This is a genomic window from Bacillus sp. ISL-75 (genome assembly GCF_018613095.1).
The window spans coordinates 1-16590 of sequence record NZ_JAGGQX010000037.1 but is presented as its reverse complement, the minus strand read 5'-3'; the positions used below and the strand labels follow the sequence as shown (position 1 = coordinate 16590).

The window sequence follows — 16590 nt, the reverse complement described above, 5'->3', positions numbered from 1 at the left end:
GATAATTTGCTGTTTGACAATTCTTACCACAGGAAGTAACAGTCATATAGCTTTTATTAGTCTCGGAAGGATAATAACTTGGTTCTGCTTTTATTATCCAGTAATGTTATTGCTGCAACAACAATTATCTTATCAAACAAATTCATTTCATTGAATGAATAATTCTTACCTTTCTTATTCACTGTTAGGACCTCAATTTATCATAAAATTCTTTTGGGTTTGTTATTTTGTTTTGAATAAAATATTCAGCCTCATTTTTAATAATTTCTATGTAGTTCTGTTTTTTAAAAGGTTTTGTTAATTTACCAATGCCTCTAAGACTCCCTTTTACCTCAGTTTTATCATTAGGAATATCAACTATAACAGTAAGATATACCTTTCCATTATGTTTTACTACGCCTGTAACTTGTCCTTTTTCTAAGTCAACTGTATATTCAGGTACAATTTTCAATGGGGAAAATGATGTCCATCCTGCTTTTTTAGGTGTTATCCCAATCCTAAATAGGAATGTATCAATTATTTCTTTAAGTCTCATTTAACTAGTCCTCCATTCCTTTTACATCATTGTCTCTTTGAGCAAATTCTAACAGAAATTATTGAATATTTTGGATAATTGGATAATTACTCATATATTTAGGTTTATACTTTGTTTAATAGTTCTATTTATTGTATCTGTTATTAAAAAACAGGTTTTTCCCAAGAAAAAATAAATTTTTTTTAAGCTGTAATCTAGAAAGGAGAGTAAAATGAAACCATATAATGTAATAATGGTTTTAATTTTATTAGTAAACACAATTTTTATTATAAATTATTTTAGATTTCCTTCTTCCTTATATATTTTTTTGTTAATACTTTTTATTGCAGGATTAGTGTTCTCTATAAGATCTTTAGGTAAGACTCAGTCTAAATACCTTTGTGTGATTTCAATTGTTGCCAATATCATTAGTGTAGGCTTATGCTCTTTTGCAATTTTTGCAGAATATATTATGGGACCACCTAATTAGCAAATTCTTAAATACAGGGTAGGCAGGAACAGAATTTCAAAACAAATAAAATCAGTAAAGGAGGGGCTAACTGTGCCTTTTCTTAGGATGGGGGATGGATATGCCATTAGATGGTTATATGTATGACAAAGATAATAAAGAAATTGATTACTTTCCTATTGATGAGTCTTTGCATGAAGCTATTTTTGCAAAAAATAGTAAACTATATATGAGTTATACCAGTCTGAGAAAACTCAGGGATTATTATAAAGATGTTAAATTTATAGGAGATGAGGTTTACCAGCTAGAAGTTGACCTTAAGAGATATAAAGAATTTATCAAGAAGGATCAGCACAAAAAGGTTGATACATTGATAAAGAAACTTTCAAACCTTGATTTGGCTAAAGTAGCATTTTATGCTGATTAATAATTGGTTATTGTCTATTGGAAGGTGGTTCAACCACAATATACAAAGATTGATGGAGTCCATATTATATTCATAATAATTGAAAGAATTTTATTAATCGAACATTTCTAGAAGGTATTGTATTTTTTTATGTATAAAATTACAATGGATTACATAAATATAACACTTTACTTTGATAAACAGGTAAAGTAATAAAGTGAAATAGGGGGAATAACATCATGAAGAAAGTCATCCAGATTTTAATCGTTTTAGCTGTGGCTCTAATGGCAACGGCATGTGGTACACAGCCTAAATTACCTGCACAATCAAAGAGTGAGCAAAGTAAAAAAGTAACCGAAGGAAATACATTTGAAAATATAAAAAAGCAAGGCGTTATTAAAATTGCTGTGGATGATACATTTCCACCAATGGAATACCGTGATGATCAAAACAAGTTAGTAGGTTTTGACATTGATCTTGCAAACGCCCTATCAAAAGAGCTTGGTGTGAAAGTAGAATTTATACCAACTGCATGGGATGGAATTTTACCAGGATTAGACGCTAAACGATATGACATAATTATGTCATCAATGAATATTACAGATGAAAGAAAGCAAAAGGTTGATTTTGTAGAGTACATGAAATTAGGACAAGTTGTTGCAGTAAAATCAGGAAATCCTCAAAAGATTCAATCGAAAGAAGATCTTTCTGGAAAAATAGTCGGTGTACAACTAGGTTCAACTAGTGAAAGTGCAGCGAAAGAGATTAAGGGAATAAAAGAATTAAAGACATACAATGGTTATACGGATGTATTTAATGACTTAGGACTTGGCCGTTTACAGGGAGTTATTGTTGCAGAAGCCGTTGGCCGTTACTACAAAACGACTAAACCTGATGCTTTCGATGTTGTAGGTAGTTCATTCCAAAGTCTTCCAGTCGGGATTGCTGTACGTAAAGGTGATGACGAGCTTCAAGCAGCATTACAAAAAGCAATAGAGACGGTGAAGGATAACGGAGACTACGCAGAAGTTAGTAAGAAATGGTTCGGAACAGACAAATCTAAAGAATAAAAGGATACGGATAAATCGGAATGCTGATTTATCCGTCTTGTTTTTGCTTATGTTTTTTCAAAAGGAGAGAGGGAAATGAAGGACTTTATATCATTTGCATTAACTTATCTTCCCTACTTATTACAAGGGGCATTGGTAACGGTTGAAATAGCCGTTATTGGGATAGTCGCAGGAAGTATTATAGGATTACTATTTGGTCTCGGCCGTGTTTCTAACACTAAACTATTTTCACAAATTAGCAGATTTTATATTTGGGTGATTCGAGGAACTCCTCTTTTAGTGCAATTATTCATCATCCATTTCGCGATCCCTTCCGTTTTTCCTGTATTAACGATGCCACCTTTTGTTTCCGCCTGCATCGCATTGTCACTTAATGCAGCTGCCTATATTGCGGAAATTGCTAGGGGCGCCATTCAGTCGATTGATAAGGGACAAATGGAAGCAGCAAGGTCTCTTGGATTAAGTTATGGACAAGCGATGAGACGGGTTATTATACCACAAGCGTTTCGCCGTATGCTGCCCCCACTAGGAAATGAATTTATTGCCTTAATTAAAGAATCCTCCCTCGTATCTACTATAGCTTTATACGATTTACTCAGAACTGGTCAGCAAATAATAAGTAGTACGTACCGTTATATGGAAATCTTTTTACTAGTTGGTTTAATCTACTTAGTGCTTACTACGATCATGACATTTATCATTGGGAAAGTGGAGAAAAAGGTAGGTGCTTATGAATGATAACATGCAAAAATGTGATTAAAACATTTGGTGATTTAGAAGTTTTAAAAGGTGTCGATTTACATGTCTCGCAAGGTGAAGTGGTGGTCATAATTGGACCTAGCGGATCAGGGAAAAGTACCTTTCTTCGTTGTATGAATCATTTAGAGTCTGTTGATGGTGGGAGTATTACGATTAATGGTAAAATGGTAGAAAACAAAGAGGCTGCGTTGAATAAACTTCGTCAAGATATTGGAATGGTCTTTCAGCAGTTTAATCTTTTTCCACATATGACCGTTTTGCAAAACATTATGGAAGCTCCTATTTTATTGAAAAAAATGACCAAAGCTGAAGCAAAGAAAAAAGGAATCCAGCTTCTTAAAAAAGTTGGGCTTGAAGCAAAAGCGGACGAATATCCAAACCGTTTATCTGGAGGGCAAAAGCAGCGTGTAGCGATCGCTCGAGCGTTAGCCATGGAACCGACGGTTATGCTATTCGATGAGCCTACTTCTGCACTTGATCCGGAACTTGTCGGGGAAGTACTCACGGTCATGAAGCAGCTGGCAAAGGAAGGTATGACCATGGTCGTAGTTACTCATGAAATGGGTTTCGCAAAAGAAGTAGCAGATCGGGTTATCTTTATGGATGGCGGAAATATAATTGAACAAGGAATTCCAGAAGACATTTTTGTAAATCCAAAGCATGATCGGACGAAGGAATTTTTAGGGCATATTAGATAGGAGGAGCCCACATGTTGAAAGATTCAAAGTCAGAAATAACCTCAATTATTCATGATAAAGTAGAACAATGGTTTCCTAAATTAGTGGAAATAAGAAGAAATCTTCATATGTATCCTGAAATTAGTAATCAAGAATTTAAAACAACCGAAAAAATAAACGGATGGTTACATGAATTTGGGATTCAACAAATACCACTTAGCCTAGCTACTGGGACCGCTGCAGAAGTAAAGGGAATCCAACAGGGACCAACGGTTGCCATACGAGCGGATATTGATGCTCTCCCTATTCAAGAAGAAGCAGATGTTCCATTTCGTTCAAAAATTGATGGTGTAAGTCATATGTGCGGCCATGATGTTCATACAACGATTGCACTTGGGGCAGCGATTATTTTAGAAGAAATGAAGGATCTAGTCCCTGGGAATGTTCGGATATTGTTCCAGCCAGCTGAAGAATTTGAAGGTGGAGCAGAATCTATGATTCAGCAAGGATTATTGGAAGGGATAAGTTCAATTATCGGTCTTCATAATGTTCCAGAACTTCCTGTTGGTCAGATAGGTGTGAAGGAAGGATTTTTAATGGCAAGTGTAGATGATTTTACCCTAACCATTAAAGGTAAAGGCGGACATGCTGCGCTTCCAGAGAAAACCATTGATCCGATCGTAATTGGCAGTGCAGTTGTCAGTCAGCTGCAAACAGTGGTCAGCCGTACGATTTCATCTAAGGAATCGGCAGTTGTCACCATTGGTTCCTTCCAAGCAGGGATGACAAATAATGTCATTCCGGATAAGGCTATTCTCAAAGGAACGGTCAGAACTTCCAACGAACAAGTGAGAAAGAAAATATATGAGGTATTTACACAACTTGTTACAAATACCGTGGCAGCACATGGTGGGGAAGTAGAGATTAAGTATGAGTTTCTGCTGCCAGCTGTCTATAATGATGCCCAGGTGGCAGAAATTGTTCAGTCAGCAGCTGAGACAATAGTTGGGAAAGTAAATACGATACGGGCAGAACCAACCATGGGTGGTGAGGACTTTTCTTTTTACCAAAAAGAAGTACCTGGCTGCTATGTGTGGCTTGGTTCAGGGAATCAAGAAAAAGGGATTAAATATGGGTGGCATCACCCGAAATTTATGGTAGATGAAGATGCAATTAAAATTGGAGTTAAATTAATGGTTCATTCAGTGCTTAAATTATTGGGGAGATAAACCTTTAACTTTGGAAGAAATATCTCATTTTCCTCGCCAATAAAAACAAAAAGATTAGGAATCCTGCTTTTTTTCGGAAGGAAACAGCAGGATTTTCTCTATACTGGACATTCAAATGAAGGGAGAATTTAATCCTATGGAAGCAAATTTCATGGAGAGTTTAAATTTAACGATTGATGGAAACCGTCTTTGGAACCAATTAATGGCCCTTGGAAAAATAGGAGAAGGAGACAATGGCGGGGTCACTCGAACATCATTTGATCAAGATGATATCGAAGTTCGAAAATTTTTTCTGAAACTACTGGAACAAGCTGATTTATCCCCTTATATGGACGCAGCTGGGAATATCTTTGGGCAAATAATCGGTAAAAATCCCGAATTACCTGCCATTCTTATTGGTTCTCACCTTGATACAGTAAATTCTGGCGGGCGTTTCGATGGCGCCATGGGTGTTCTAATGGGTGTTGAGGTCCTTTGTACGTTGAAGGAAAAGGGAATTCAACCTGAAAGAACGATAAAGGTTGTTTCCTTAACAGATGAGGAAGGGGCTCGTTTTGATTATGCTTTTGTAGGTAGTACCGCTTTGGTTGGGACAGAAGGTTCGAAAAAATTAAAGGAAAATTTAGGTTCAGCAACAGATAAAGATGGGATTTCCTATCTGGAGGCCATGAAGCAAGCCAGTCTAGAAGGGGAATATTTTAATCAGATTAATCCAGACCTTTTAGAACAAGCTCAGTTAGGTAAAAATGACGTAAAAGCTTATATTGAAGTACATATTGAGCAGGGAAAAGTGTTAGAAAATAAAGATTTAGCTGTTGGAATCGTTACGGGGATCTCTGGTGGAGAATGGGCGGAAGTAACCATCATGGGTGAAGCGGGGCATGCAGGAACGACCTGGATGAAAGAGAGAAAAGATGCTTTAACAGCTGCAGCAGAATGTATATTAGCCATTGAGAAAATAGCACGGGACAATAACGGAAGTGTTGCGACAGTAGGAAAATTGGAAGTAAAACCTGGAAGTAGTAATGTCATTCCTGGGAGAGTGGATTTTACACTTGATGTCCGGGATATATCTAATGAACGGCGTAAAAACACGGTTACTAAAATCTATAATTCAATTCGGACAATTGCTGCAAACCGTGGTTTAGGGTGTGAAATTAGGCAGGTTCAATCCCTATCTTCTGTGATGAGTTCACCAATCGTGATGGAAGCAGTAAAAGATTCTCTGCAAGAATTACAGTATCCTGTTTATGAATTACCAAGCGGGGCTGCTCATGATGCAATGGTGTTGGGAGAACTTACAGATATTGGAATGATTTTTGTGAGGAGCCGCAATGGCATAAGTCATCATCCAGATGAGTGGAGTTCTTTTGAAGATGTTGCTCTTGGGTGCGAGGTACTATTCAGGACCACGTTAAAACTATTATAAATGATGAATCACTAAATTGAGAGAAAAAGTGAACCTATACTTCCTTATTGAATATAATAAATATGAAATACTACTAGGGGTCCCCCTGTATAGGCTGAGAGAAAAACAGATGTTTTTTAACCCTTTGGACCTGATCTGGAATATACCAGCGTAGGAAAGTAGCTAAAGTGGAAGTCTATTTTTTTCATAAGCTGCGGAGTCAGGTCCATTATAGGATCTGGCTTTTTTCTATTAAAACCATAATTCAGTTAACCTCTTTCGCTGTTTTACTCGGCCAGATGATATTGCCGGAAGTGTGTTATTTCTAGCTTCTGATTAATCCTTTTATTACTGGTCAATGTTTGAATGTAAATGGAGGATTGGTAATGAAATGACTATTTTTAGTCGCACCAAACCGTGTTTGGTTGATAAAAGGGCATTTTTTATATCATCCTTAAACATTTTGAGATGGCATACTGTAGTTGCGTATTCTTAAAGGTTCAACTAGATAATAAAATCCCAGATATAAGAGACATAAGGAATATTTATAAGAAAGTGGCAAAAAGTATTAATTAGGTGGAGGAGTACATAGATCAATTTCTCAAAGTAAGATTTCTGCACCTCTAAAATGAAACAGAAGCCTTAATAGAAAACATTTTAGGTAAAAATGGTCATTTTCAAGTGAAGCATCTTAAAATTTTTGGACAGTACCATGCAAAAATGTTTTATTTTTTTAAGACTATTCAAACTTGCAAAAATGTACAAAAAAGCTAAACAGAAAAAAGACCATATAACAGCGTATATTTTGGCATGGATGAATATTGCATTCGGTCTTGTATCATTATTGGCAAATTGGATATACAGTCACTTTATTTGGTAACTATATCAAAGTTTAATTCTAAAAAGATTTTGGAGGTGTCAATACATGGTACATAATGAAGAAAAGGAAAAATTACTTCGTGATTACGGTTATCCAGAGCAGTCCATTCCACGATTAGTACAGGAAATAGATTCGATGAGCCTTGATAAGGTGAAAAAACTGATTCTGCCATTTAACGATATTACAGCTGATAAATCATTTAGACGTGATTAGCACGTAAAGTGGCTCCCCAGGTCTGGTGGGTTCGATTCCCAAGCAGCCCCGCCAACCTTATAAGAAATTAGTCAACTACAAAATGAAATAGCGTGATTACGATTTAAAGCGACCCAACAGGTCGTTTGTTATTACTTCCAATGTCCTTTTATATTCTTGGAAATTCCTAAAATGGATCATCGTTATCGAAATGATTTTGAGTTATATTTTGATGCAGAGGTTATGTCATCAGTATGAGATTGCCCTATTGTTTTCCCCTTATCTGCTTTTCGCCTTCAAAAAGGCCGCATAGTTTGCCGCCTCTTCAGGCGGGGCCGTGAGGGATCTCTCATAGCCTTTCCGGAAGCTTCTTTCGTACGCCCTTACAAACCTCTGCCCGAGTATCCGTCGGGCCGCCTGTTCCGCCGTCAATTCCGGGTGGGCATGAAGGTATGAGTAGAATTTCTTCCCGGAAGAAAAAGAGAGATACACCTGCCGGAGAAGCCCTATTTTCATGAGGGGCAGGACGATTTCCTTCTTGTTGTCCATGGACAGCCGGGATTGTGGCATTTGCTGCCAAGCACGGGAAATCCGGAAATTATGTCGGTCTTCTAGCCCCGAACGTATTCCCTCATAATATCCCTCTTCCATCCCCATCTGGATGGGGTCGGGCGGGGCTTGGCCGTCTGTCTGGAGACCGCCGGCGAAAGAGAGGACGGCAAACAGAAAAAAGGCTACCAGGTTCCGTGTCACAGCGTTTTCCCCCTTTCTGAGTCAATTCTTCCTCTTTAGTATAACCAGTCATTTCCTTCATATGATAGCGGGGAAGAGTAGAATCGGATAGATAAATGAAAAATGTGGAGTTTGGGTATTGGGTTTTACTGTTTTAGCAACGAAGTACCTTGATAACTACCTAGCCTGGTTTTTGTTTGTTGATAGTCGCAGTAACGAAAACACAAAGCACAATATTAAAGATTTTCTATTATCATCATTTGTCTTTGAAATGACAGATACTTACGATAGTTTACGCTTATCAAAATTCGCTGTATAGTGCTTATTTAACTATCGTTGCAGGAATTTGCAATAAGTTAATTGAATAATTCTGTGAAGAGCACTTGATCTCAAGGAGGTATTAGATATGAAGATCAATAGAATAGATCATGTAAGTATAAACGTAAATGATCTTTCAGAGGCTAAAGCGTTTTTTCTTGATTTAGGACTTGAAGTACAAGCGGAATGGGAATTGGATGGAGAACAGTTGGACAGAATAGTTGGGCTTAATGATGTTAAAACGGCATGTGTAGGATTGGGGATGCCAGATGGTCAAGCATGGATAGAACTAGTCAAATTTTATACGCCGTCAGATGAAAAAGATATTCAGCAACCTTTTGCAAATACGCTGGGTATCCGACATATTTGCTTTGCTGTTGAAGATATTGAAGCTATTGTTGCAAAATTGAAAAAGAAGGGCACGGAAGTCTTTAGTGAGATACAGCAATATGAAGAAAGTTATAAGTTATGCTACGTTCGTGGTCCAGAGGGAATTATTTTAGAGTTGGCGGAGAAAATCAAATAAACAGACGATATGCTGACATATATAGAGAAACACTTTCGCTTATCTAAACACACGGACATTTCAGACTGGACGGCTGTCTTTTTTAGGGGCAGCCGTTCTTTCTCCTTGTTGGACAAACGGGGGCATTAGCTGAAAAAAATGGGGAACCTCGACAAATGAAGGTTTCCCTAATTTATTATATAAAAAATCAACATTTAAATTTAACAGAGCCTTTATATTAATGACATGCTCTTAAGAGCATTGTAAATTCCATGTTCATTGCAACTATCTGTGATTAAATCGGCTTTCTCTTTAACTTCTGTTTCAGCATTTCCCATTGCAACCCCAATTCCTGAAAGTTCCATTAGTTCAATGTCGTTCATTCCATCTCCGAAAAAGACGATATCTTCGTGCTTAACTCCATTTTGTTCGGCGATTTTCAAAATGGTTGTTGCTTTCGAGCCTTCTCTAGGGATGACATCTACACCAAATTTGTGCCAACTCACATATCTGAATTCTTTGATAGCGTATTTTTGAAGATCTTCTGGTTTGCAGAAAAGCATAGCTTGAATAACTGGATTTTGTTTCCAATACATTTCATCAAAGTCAGGGAGGGTCCATCCTAAACTATCGTAAGCTTTAGTTAACGACTCTCCAGGTTCTTCGAAATATCTTTTTAATCCGTTCGCTGTTTGGAACACAATCTGATCATTGTTTTCCGTAGCAATTTCAATTAGTTTCATAATAGATTCTTTTGATAATATTTCCTCATGTGCTAATTCATGACGGACATACCCGACTGATCCATTACATAAAACATAGGTATCAATTTCAAGTTCGTCAACGATCGATTTTGCTGTTGCGTAGTCCCTTCCTGTCGCAATGCCGATGTCATGTCCATTTTCTTTAAGAGAAACCAAAGCTTGTTTGGTACTGTCGAGAATCTTCATTTCTGTCGTTAATAATGTTCCATCAATGTCAAAGACAAGAAATTTTTTACGCATTTTCTTAAACACCACCAAATTAAATGATTTTATCACTTGCGATCATTAGCCCTATCTACATCACTAATGCCTAGCTGAGATAACGATTTAGACACAGGGATTCCAAGAACAAAATACAAATCTTCAAGTGGAACAACCTTGTCATAGTCTGTCATTAGCACTTTTTGAAGTGAACCTAAAACTACTTTTTCTGTATCTATCAGCGTTCCATCAACATCAAAATAGTCGTATTATACATACTCTCTCTCCCTCTTGATTAATTATGGAAAAAACTCTGATATACTTCCCAGCTTTAATCTTTACTTGCAATTAATACTTCAACACCATATTTCTCCATAACATTATATAAATCATTAGGTGGAACTTCATTTGTAATAAATGTATCGATTGATTCGAATGTTAAAGCTCTATAATTCTGTCGATGATTATATTTGCTATGATCAGCCAATAAAATAACTTGATCAGTATGTTTTATTAATTCACGCTTAAAATGAATATCTTCTTCAAAGGCATAGTATAAACCGTTTTCAGTAATACCTGCTGCTCCAATAAAGGCCTTATTGAAGTGATAATCTTTAAGTTTTTCAATAGTTGAATATCCAGTGAGATGTCGAGTTGACTTATTTAATGTTCCACCTAAGAGTTGAATCTTGGTACCTTTAGATCGTGCTAACATATAAGCAGTATCAATTGAATTTGTCACAATGGTAACAGGTTTTGACTGTAAGGATTGAGCAATAAAATTAACTGTGGTGGAAACATCTAGATAAATCATTTCATTGTCAGCTATCATATTTGCTGCTTTCTTTCCAATTAATTTTTTCATCTCAAATTCAGTCTGTGATCGCTCTTGATAATTATCAATTTTCTTATGAAAAGATGCTAAAGAAACTCCACCATAGGTTCTAACCACTGCTTTATTTTGTGAAAGTTTAACTATGTCTCGTCTTGCGGTATCACGTGAGATATTAAACGTTTCACACATCTGTTTAATGTTCATTGTTTTATGAGATTCTAAATAATTTAGGATGCGTATTAATCGTTTTTCTTGATTCATTAGTAACCTCCTCAATTATATAATAAGTTATTTTAAGTTGTTACGGAAATGGTTTTAAGTAAATTCATCAAAACTAACTTACCATTTAAGTTAGTTTAAGCTATTAACGCGATTTTCGGCATTGCTGCGATTTTATGAGTTAAAGAGATTGTGAAAGTTTTCACTTAAACTAACGGGTGCGTTAGTGAAAGAAGGATTGGTCTGATTCATTATAGAATTAATAGTTATATGTAGGAGTTGGAGTTGAGGTAGAATGATTAACTTTTTATTTGAATTATTAGGTCTAGCCCTAGATGGAGGTAGTACAGGTTTAGACACAAGGAAAATTGACAGAAACATTGAACGATTAAAACAACAAGGTTGGTTTAAAAAAATATTCGAAGATGAGAAGTATCATAGATTGTTTTTTACAAATAGACACATAAGGGCTTATTTACAAAGTAATTTTCGAGTAAATAAGATTATTAACAATGAGAAAGCTCAAAAAAAATTATTGAACTTGCTTGATGAGCAATTGTTAAAGTAAATCTGTAAATTGGTTGAAGACGAGTCCTTATTTCTTAGCAGTTTGTTGGAAAAGTAAATAAGATTGTGAAGAAATGTACTTAAAGTAACGGGTGCAATAGTTGAAGAAGCAGCTACAATCTTGGTAGCTGCTTTTGTTATCGCACTAACAAGTCAGGTTAGTTGACAAATAATTGAAAGAAAGAAAAACCCACTATATATATAATTCGGGCAATGATAATCTGATAAGAAGTAATTTATGAGACACTCCAAGGGTGAAAACATTAAAACAGGCTATTATTTTTTCAATATTAATACATATTTTAATTTTAATTGGGCTTTATTCTTATTATAAATATTTGCTTTATAAACTTTACAAAGAAACGGGTATGAACAGTTTATGGATAAGTTATGATGGGTTATTTTCGGATAACATATGGATTGAACTCTTTTGTTGGCTACCAATAACTTTTGTTGTTTTTACGTTATTATTTATTGGTATTAAATCTATATGGACATTAGTGAGAAGAAAAGGATGAACTCCATAAGATCTTCTCTTATTTCATTAACGGGGGAGATTGTTCAATAAGTGCAGTCGCTTTTCTGGTTCCGCTAACGGGTGAGTTTTGCTTAATAACTATCCACCAAAATAAAGAAGGAGGGGATTTCAAATGTTAGATACAGTATATGTTAATATTCGTCATATGAATTTTTGGTATGGAGAATATGGTCTTTATGATAAAAGCTGTAATGATGAGATTACAATTTATTCAGATGCTAATAAGACCAGTAAATTGGGTTATTTTGAAATTACCACCCATATTGGGTTAGCTTATTTATATAATAACGAATTAAACGAACAAGAAGATTATGATTACAAGAAGAAAATTGAAGAATTTCTGAATGATGATTATCAGATAATTTATCATTATATATATCCGAGAGATGATGAAGATTTATTGTATCAAGTTGACCATTTTGCACCTTTCAATAGAAATAATCATAAACCAATTTATATCGATATGTGGACTAAACTTTCAGATGAGTTAGACATAAATGAAATTAAGAAGTGTGTAAAAATATTTGTTAAAGAATTCTTAAACGAAAATGTATCAAATGTTGAATTGCTTGATATTCCAACATATGTTGAAACTAAAAATTCATATGATGAAGATTATTTGCATTTTCAAGAATCAAAAGAAAGACGGGAATAAAAGTAAAAGATTGTGAAATAAGACATTTAAAGTAACGGGGTGCTTATGTTAAAAATGGGCTCTATCGGCGGACTTTTTTCTTGTTCAGTGGTGGCAGGTTATAGAATAAAAAACCAGTTTTGACAAAACCTTATGTTAAAACTGGTTTTTATTTTTGTTTTAGGATGGAAGGTGGTTTTCTGATAAACATCAAAAAGACAGTATTTAAATTAATTATCTTATTAATAGTGTTAACTCTGATAAGTAACGATATAAGAGAAGTTAAAGCATCCAGTATAAGCCTTGAAAAGGGAGAATTATCTTTAAAACAAGCCATCAATCTTGGAATTGATCGAGCGAAAAAATGGAATGATAAAGCATCCTTAATAAATGTTAATAGTGTGGACGAGACGAGGGGCGGTTCAAGAGGCAAAACTGGGAAGCGTTATAATTGGTTCTTGAACTATATGGTTCCTGGTACAGAAGATTATTTATTACTGGGTATTTCTAAAGGGAAAATTACAGTATTCGAACAGTTAAAACAATCGGGTCAGGAACAAACGATAGCTTACAGTGCTATTAAGTTTGATAGTTCTGACTTAGTAAGAATTGCAAAGGATAAATATGGACTTAATCCAGGAAAAGACTGGGCAACAGGATATCATTTTACACTAAGGATGATTGAAGATACACCGACTATATCAGTGTTGGGCACTGACAAAGATAAACTCTTTACAAGAATTACTTTCGATGCAAAAAACGGTAAAATCACTGGTGCAATTCACAAAGTTCCCTATGGCGGTGGTTTATTATCCCTACAACCAGGTTCAAATAGATCTAAGATAACCAAAAAAAGTATGGCTATTATGGGAATTACAGCAGGGAAAGAATACTTGGTTACTTGGGGTGACAGAAAACCAACTCAGTTTAGTACAACCAATCATCCATTTCTTGAAGTCTGTTCAAATAGTGGAAAACGGTGGTCTGAGTTAGATTTAAACAAGTATGTAAAACACGCGTGGTTTAACGCTAATGATGAATTGTATGTATTAACAGCATCCGAGATATGGTCAAATGTAACGCATAAAAGTAAAGGGACCAAAATATTGACTTTAAAAAAAGAAATTGAAAACATAGATTATTCTTTCAATAATAACATTGCAGTTTTATCCGACGGAATGGTTTACTCAACTATAAATCAAGGGGATAGTTGGGAAAAACACCCGGTTCCTGAATCCCTACACACAGTTCAGATCTCTGATAAGGGAGAGTTATTTGTCTTAACTCAAAGTCGGAAGATTCTTCGAAAAAACAGCGATAAATGGAAACCGATATCTATACCTTCAATTGCAGGTGTTCCTTGGGATATGAAAATCCTAAAGAATAAGATTGTTATTTCTACTGATCTTGGATTGTGGAAACGTGATGTTAGTGGAGTTAAATGGGAAAAACGACAAGTCGATGAACCGATAGCTAGATTAATTAAAAAAGGACATAATTTATTTGGTATTACAGATAGAGGTTCAGCTATTTACAGAATGGACCTTGGAAATGAAACCATCGATAAGATAGATAAAGTGTACGAGGCTAAAGATATCATTGTTTGGGATATAGATGTATTCCAAAACATTTTATTAATTGCAACCATACCAGATTATAGTTGGGAAGAGATGGACACTAGATTAAGCAACTAATCCATAATATGATTTAAAATATCTCGATTAGTCAGAATATAAAGTTTTTTACTAACGGGGTGCATTACTTCAGAAGGAGTAATGCACCTTTTTGTTGAACTAACGAGCAGGTTTGTTGAATAAGAAAGTCGAAATGTTATATAACGTTTTCTTTAGATGGGAGGGTACAACTTGCTTGATAAATTCAAAGGGGTGTTTAAAAAGGATGAACGTAATGAGATTGATGAGAAGTACGTTTTCGTTCCAGATAGTGAGATAAACGAAGAGTTAAAAACAAAAATAGTTGAATTAGAAAGGTTAGGAGAAGAATGCAGTAAAGTTCTTCAAAGAAAATATGCAAATGTATTTGAAAGCCAAGGAAAAAGTAATCTAAGAATATGGATTTGTAGGGATATTGATGGTGATGAAATAAATGACTTAACCTCTCAGAAATGTCTTGAAAAAGAATACCGTTCTCAAATAGCAATAGACTATGACAGTCCAAAAATCGATGATGATTTTTATGCAAATACAATTGAGTTATGGTATTACTTTGGTGGGCACCATAAAGGTTCTGGTACACTATATGATTTATCCAAAAACGATTTAGAAATAGATATTGAGGGTGCTTTAAAAACGTTACTTTATGACTAATATAAACCAGTTTCTTGTTCAACTACTATGAAAATTCACTTCTGTAACATCGGAAAAAAGGCAATACTTAAGAAGACGCAGATCATTCATTTTTTAAAAAAGGAAGAGAGCGACAGTTTATTGATCTATTGTTAAAATGAGTTGGATTAGGATGCTTCTGGTTCTTTAATTGATACGATATAACCAAAACTTTCAAGTCTTCTTAAGGAATGTCGAACAATAGATTGCTGTCTTTGTTTATCGAAGTAGTCTTCGCCTAAATCTACATACATTTCTTTACGGGTTAATAGATAATAAGCGATTCTTAACATCGCATGGGCTACTACTATTCCAGCTTTTTTCTTCCCTTTTCGTGATGCTGTACGCCTATACAGTGCTCCGAGATAGTTTTTTTTGATCCTTTAACTGAATGAGCTGCTTCTATTAATGAAGATTTTAAATATTTATTTCCTTTTTTGGTTTTAGAAGATTTCCTTTTTCCAGCACTTTCGTTATGACCAGGAACTAGCCCCGCCCACGAACACATATGAGCTGCAGATGGAAATTGTTCTTTAATATTGTTTCCTAATTCAGCCATCATTTGTTCCGCCATTCGTGTAGCGATACCAGGGATGGAATCAAGTTCGTTCTACATCTTCTTGATAAGAACTTAACCTTTGGGCTACTTCTTGATCCAACATTTCAATTTGCTCGGTAAGGAAATCAATGTGTTTTAAAATGGTTTTTAACATCAGACGTTGATGAGGATTAATATAACCATTAAGAGCCAGCTCAAGTTCTTCTTTCTTCTTTTTCAGTGTACGTCTAGCTAAGTTTGCTAGTTTCTCAGGATCATCTTCACCATCTGCGATTGAATTAAGCATATCTTTTGCTGAAACCCCCATAATGTCAGAAACAACCGATCCTAGTTTGATGTTAGCACCTTCCAACACCTTTTGGATTCGATTGATTTGTCTTGCCCGTTCTTCAATAATACTCCGACGATAACGCACAAGTTCTCGTAACTCTCGTTGGTTTCGGTTTGGAATATAACTGGGTTTTAGTAGTCCGTGCCGAAGAAGCTGAGCAATCCACTCTGCATCCTTAACGTCGGTCTTGCGACCAGGGAGTGCCTTCATATGCTGGGCATTCACTACTAAAAACTCAATTCCTTCAGCTTCAAGTAGGTTAACGATGGGTTTCCAATATACACTTGTGCTTTCCATAGCCACATGGGTACATTTATGTTCCTTAATCCAATCAATTAATTGTAGTAAAAATACCGTTTTAGTCGAAAAAGTTTTAATCTCCTTTCCTTCAGTTGTCATAATGCAGGCAGTAATGTTGTCCTTATGGACATCCATACC

General features: G+C 35.4%; 17 protein-coding genes, 3 pseudogenes and 1 riboswitch. Of the genes and pseudogenes, 14 read left to right on the top strand and 6 right to left on the bottom strand.

Features of this window, described 5'->3' with window-relative positions; translation table 11 throughout:
• Nucleotides 1-184: 184 nt before the first annotated feature.
• Nucleotides 185-535 (bottom strand): hypothetical protein, encoded by a 351-nt coding sequence (locus J7E63_RS15870; RefSeq protein ID WP_215014060.1) that lies wholly within the window; start codon nucleotides 533-535, stop codon nucleotides 185-187.
• 569 nt (nucleotides 536-1104) lie between these two features.
• On the opposite strand from J7E63_RS15870, the gene J7E63_RS15865 reads away from it, so the two are divergent.
• From J7E63_RS15865 to J7E63_RS15835, 8 genes are all read left to right on the top strand, one after another.
• The gene (locus J7E63_RS15865; protein WP_215014058.1) at nucleotides 1105-1410 is read left to right on the top strand and encodes a hypothetical protein; all 306 of its coding nucleotides are present in this window, start codon (nucleotides 1105-1107) and stop codon (nucleotides 1408-1410) included.
• Nucleotides 1411-1628: 218 nt separating this feature from the next.
• On the top strand, nucleotides 1629-2459 hold the full coding sequence (locus J7E63_RS15860; RefSeq protein WP_215014056.1) for an ABC transporter substrate-binding protein: 831 nt from the start codon (nucleotides 1629-1631) through the stop codon (nucleotides 2457-2459).
• Between the two features lie 75 nt (nucleotides 2460-2534).
• The gene (locus tag J7E63_RS15855; RefSeq protein WP_215014054.1) at nucleotides 2535-3197 is read left to right on the top strand and encodes an amino acid ABC transporter permease; all 663 of its coding nucleotides are present in this window, start codon (nucleotides 2535-2537) and stop codon (nucleotides 3195-3197) included.
• Nucleotides 3194-3916: an amino acid ABC transporter ATP-binding protein gene (locus tag J7E63_RS15850; protein WP_215014052.1), complete on the top strand. Its 723-nt coding sequence runs from the start codon at nucleotides 3194-3196 to the stop codon at nucleotides 3914-3916. Before J7E63_RS15855 ends, J7E63_RS15850 begins: the two co-directional genes overlap by 4 nt.
• Before the next feature lie 11 nt (nucleotides 3917-3927).
• Entirely contained in the window at nucleotides 3928-5124 is a 1197-nt protein-coding gene (locus J7E63_RS15845; protein WP_215014050.1) for a M20 metallopeptidase family protein, read from the top strand.
• Between the two features lie 136 nt (nucleotides 5125-5260).
• The gene (locus tag J7E63_RS15840) at nucleotides 5261-6553 is read left to right on the top strand and encodes a M20 family metallo-hydrolase (RefSeq protein ID WP_215014048.1); all 1293 of its coding nucleotides are present in this window, start codon (nucleotides 5261-5263) and stop codon (nucleotides 6551-6553) included.
• Between the two features lie 65 nt (nucleotides 6554-6618).
• A riboswitch (TPP riboswitch) is annotated at nucleotides 6619-6727 on the top strand.
• Nucleotides 6728-7244: 517 nt separating this feature from the next.
• On the top strand, nucleotides 7245-7412 hold the full coding sequence (locus tag J7E63_RS30535; RefSeq protein ID WP_374193742.1) for a CLC_0170 family protein: 168 nt from the start codon (nucleotides 7245-7247) through the stop codon (nucleotides 7410-7412).
• A gap of 45 nt (nucleotides 7413-7457) precedes the next feature.
• On the top strand, nucleotides 7458-7625 hold the full coding sequence (locus J7E63_RS15835) for a hypothetical protein (RefSeq protein ID WP_214711685.1): 168 nt from the start codon (nucleotides 7458-7460) through the stop codon (nucleotides 7623-7625).
• Nucleotides 7626-7883: 258 nt separating this feature from the next.
• Here J7E63_RS15835 and J7E63_RS15830 read toward each other — a convergent pair whose 3' ends face one another.
• Nucleotides 7884-8357, bottom strand: a complete 474-nt coding sequence (locus tag J7E63_RS15830) for a hypothetical protein (protein WP_215014046.1) — start codon at nucleotides 8355-8357, stop codon at nucleotides 7884-7886.
• A 130-nt stretch (nucleotides 8358-8487) separates the two neighbouring features.
• On the opposite strand from J7E63_RS15830, the pseudogene J7E63_RS15825 reads away from it, so the two are divergent.
• Nucleotides 8488-8655: pseudogene (locus J7E63_RS15825) on the top strand (IS1595 family transposase); the annotation flags it as partial.
• Between the two features lie 87 nt (nucleotides 8656-8742).
• Entirely contained in the window at nucleotides 8743-9180 is a 438-nt protein-coding gene (locus J7E63_RS15820; protein ID WP_215014044.1) for a VOC family protein, read from the top strand.
• 212 nt (nucleotides 9181-9392) lie between these two features.
• On the opposite strand, the gene J7E63_RS15815 is transcribed toward J7E63_RS15820, so the two are convergent.
• The 3 genes and pseudogenes from J7E63_RS15815 to J7E63_RS15805 form a co-directional block, all read right to left on the bottom strand.
• Nucleotides 9393-10163 carry a Cof-type HAD-IIB family hydrolase gene (locus tag J7E63_RS15815; RefSeq protein WP_215014041.1) on the bottom strand — a complete coding sequence of 257 codons (771 nt, stop codon included), beginning with the start codon at nucleotides 10161-10163 and terminating at the stop codon, nucleotides 9393-9395.
• A 32-nt stretch (nucleotides 10164-10195) separates the two neighbouring features.
• Nucleotides 10196-10372, bottom strand: a pseudogene (locus tag J7E63_RS15810) (HAD family hydrolase); the annotation flags it as partial.
• An 83-nt stretch (nucleotides 10373-10455) separates the two neighbouring features.
• Nucleotides 10456-11220, bottom strand: a complete 765-nt coding sequence (locus tag J7E63_RS15805) for a DeoR/GlpR family DNA-binding transcription regulator (RefSeq protein ID WP_215014039.1) — start codon at nucleotides 11218-11220, stop codon at nucleotides 10456-10458.
• 253 nt (nucleotides 11221-11473) lie between these two features.
• Between J7E63_RS15805 and J7E63_RS15800 the strand changes: the two genes are divergently transcribed.
• The 4 genes from J7E63_RS15800 (at nucleotide 11474) to J7E63_RS15785 (ending at nucleotide 15244) form a co-directional block, all read left to right on the top strand.
• Nucleotides 11474-11746: a hypothetical protein gene (locus J7E63_RS15800; protein WP_215014037.1), complete on the top strand. Its 273-nt coding sequence runs from the start codon at nucleotides 11474-11476 to the stop codon at nucleotides 11744-11746.
• A 649-nt stretch (nucleotides 11747-12395) separates the two neighbouring features.
• Nucleotides 12396-12938 carry a hypothetical protein gene (locus J7E63_RS15795; protein ID WP_215014035.1) on the top strand — a complete coding sequence of 181 codons (543 nt, stop codon included), beginning with the start codon at nucleotides 12396-12398 and terminating at the stop codon, nucleotides 12936-12938.
• Between the two features lie 119 nt (nucleotides 12939-13057).
• Complete coding sequence (locus J7E63_RS15790; protein ID WP_215014034.1) at nucleotides 13058-14611, top strand: hypothetical protein; 1554 nt, start codon at nucleotides 13058-13060, stop codon at nucleotides 14609-14611.
• A 171-nt stretch (nucleotides 14612-14782) separates the two neighbouring features.
• Nucleotides 14783-15244 carry a hypothetical protein gene (locus J7E63_RS15785; protein WP_251033565.1) on the top strand — a complete coding sequence of 154 codons (462 nt, stop codon included), beginning with the start codon at nucleotides 14783-14785 and terminating at the stop codon, nucleotides 15242-15244.
• A 146-nt stretch (nucleotides 15245-15390) separates the two neighbouring features.
• Here the strand turns inward: J7E63_RS15785 and J7E63_RS15780 are convergent.
• A pseudogene (locus J7E63_RS15780) lies at nucleotides 15391-16590 on the bottom strand (IS110 family RNA-guided transposase); the annotation flags it as partial.

Excerpts from the sequence above, each read along its gene's own strand:
- J7E63_RS15870 (WP_215014060.1), bottom strand. The coding sequence starts at position 535 with ATGAGACTTAAAGAAATAATTGATACATTCCTATTTAGGATTGGGATA.
- J7E63_RS15865 (WP_215014058.1), top strand. The coding sequence starts at position 1,105 with ATGCCATTAGATGGTTATATGTATGACAAAGATAATAAAGAAATTGAT.
- J7E63_RS15860 (WP_215014056.1), top strand. The coding sequence starts at position 1,629 with ATGAAGAAAGTCATCCAGATTTTAATCGTTTTAGCTGTGGCTCTAATG.
- J7E63_RS15855 (WP_215014054.1), top strand. The coding sequence starts at position 2,535 with ATGAAGGACTTTATATCATTTGCATTAACTTATCTTCCCTACTTATTA.
- J7E63_RS15850 (WP_215014052.1), top strand. The coding sequence starts at position 3,194 with ATGATAACATGCAAAAATGTGATTAAAACATTTGGTGATTTAGAAGTT.
- J7E63_RS15845 (WP_215014050.1), top strand. The coding sequence starts at position 3,928 with ATGTTGAAAGATTCAAAGTCAGAAATAACCTCAATTATTCATGATAAA.
- J7E63_RS15840 (WP_215014048.1), top strand. The coding sequence starts at position 5,261 with ATGGAAGCAAATTTCATGGAGAGTTTAAATTTAACGATTGATGGAAAC.
- J7E63_RS30535 (WP_374193742.1), top strand. The coding sequence starts at position 7,245 with ATGCAAAAATGTTTTATTTTTTTAAGACTATTCAAACTTGCAAAAATG.
- J7E63_RS15835 (WP_214711685.1), top strand. The coding sequence starts at position 7,458 with ATGGTACATAATGAAGAAAAGGAAAAATTACTTCGTGATTACGGTTAT.
- J7E63_RS15820 (WP_215014044.1), top strand. The coding sequence starts at position 8,743 with ATGAAGATCAATAGAATAGATCATGTAAGTATAAACGTAAATGATCTT.
- J7E63_RS15815 (WP_215014041.1), bottom strand. The coding sequence starts at position 10,163 with ATGCGTAAAAAATTTCTTGTCTTTGACATTGATGGAACATTATTAACG.
- J7E63_RS15805 (WP_215014039.1), bottom strand. The coding sequence starts at position 11,220 with ATGAATCAAGAAAAACGATTAATACGCATCCTAAATTATTTAGAATCT.
- J7E63_RS15800 (WP_215014037.1), top strand. The coding sequence starts at position 11,474 with ATGATTAACTTTTTATTTGAATTATTAGGTCTAGCCCTAGATGGAGGT.
- J7E63_RS15795 (WP_215014035.1), top strand. The coding sequence starts at position 12,396 with ATGTTAGATACAGTATATGTTAATATTCGTCATATGAATTTTTGGTAT.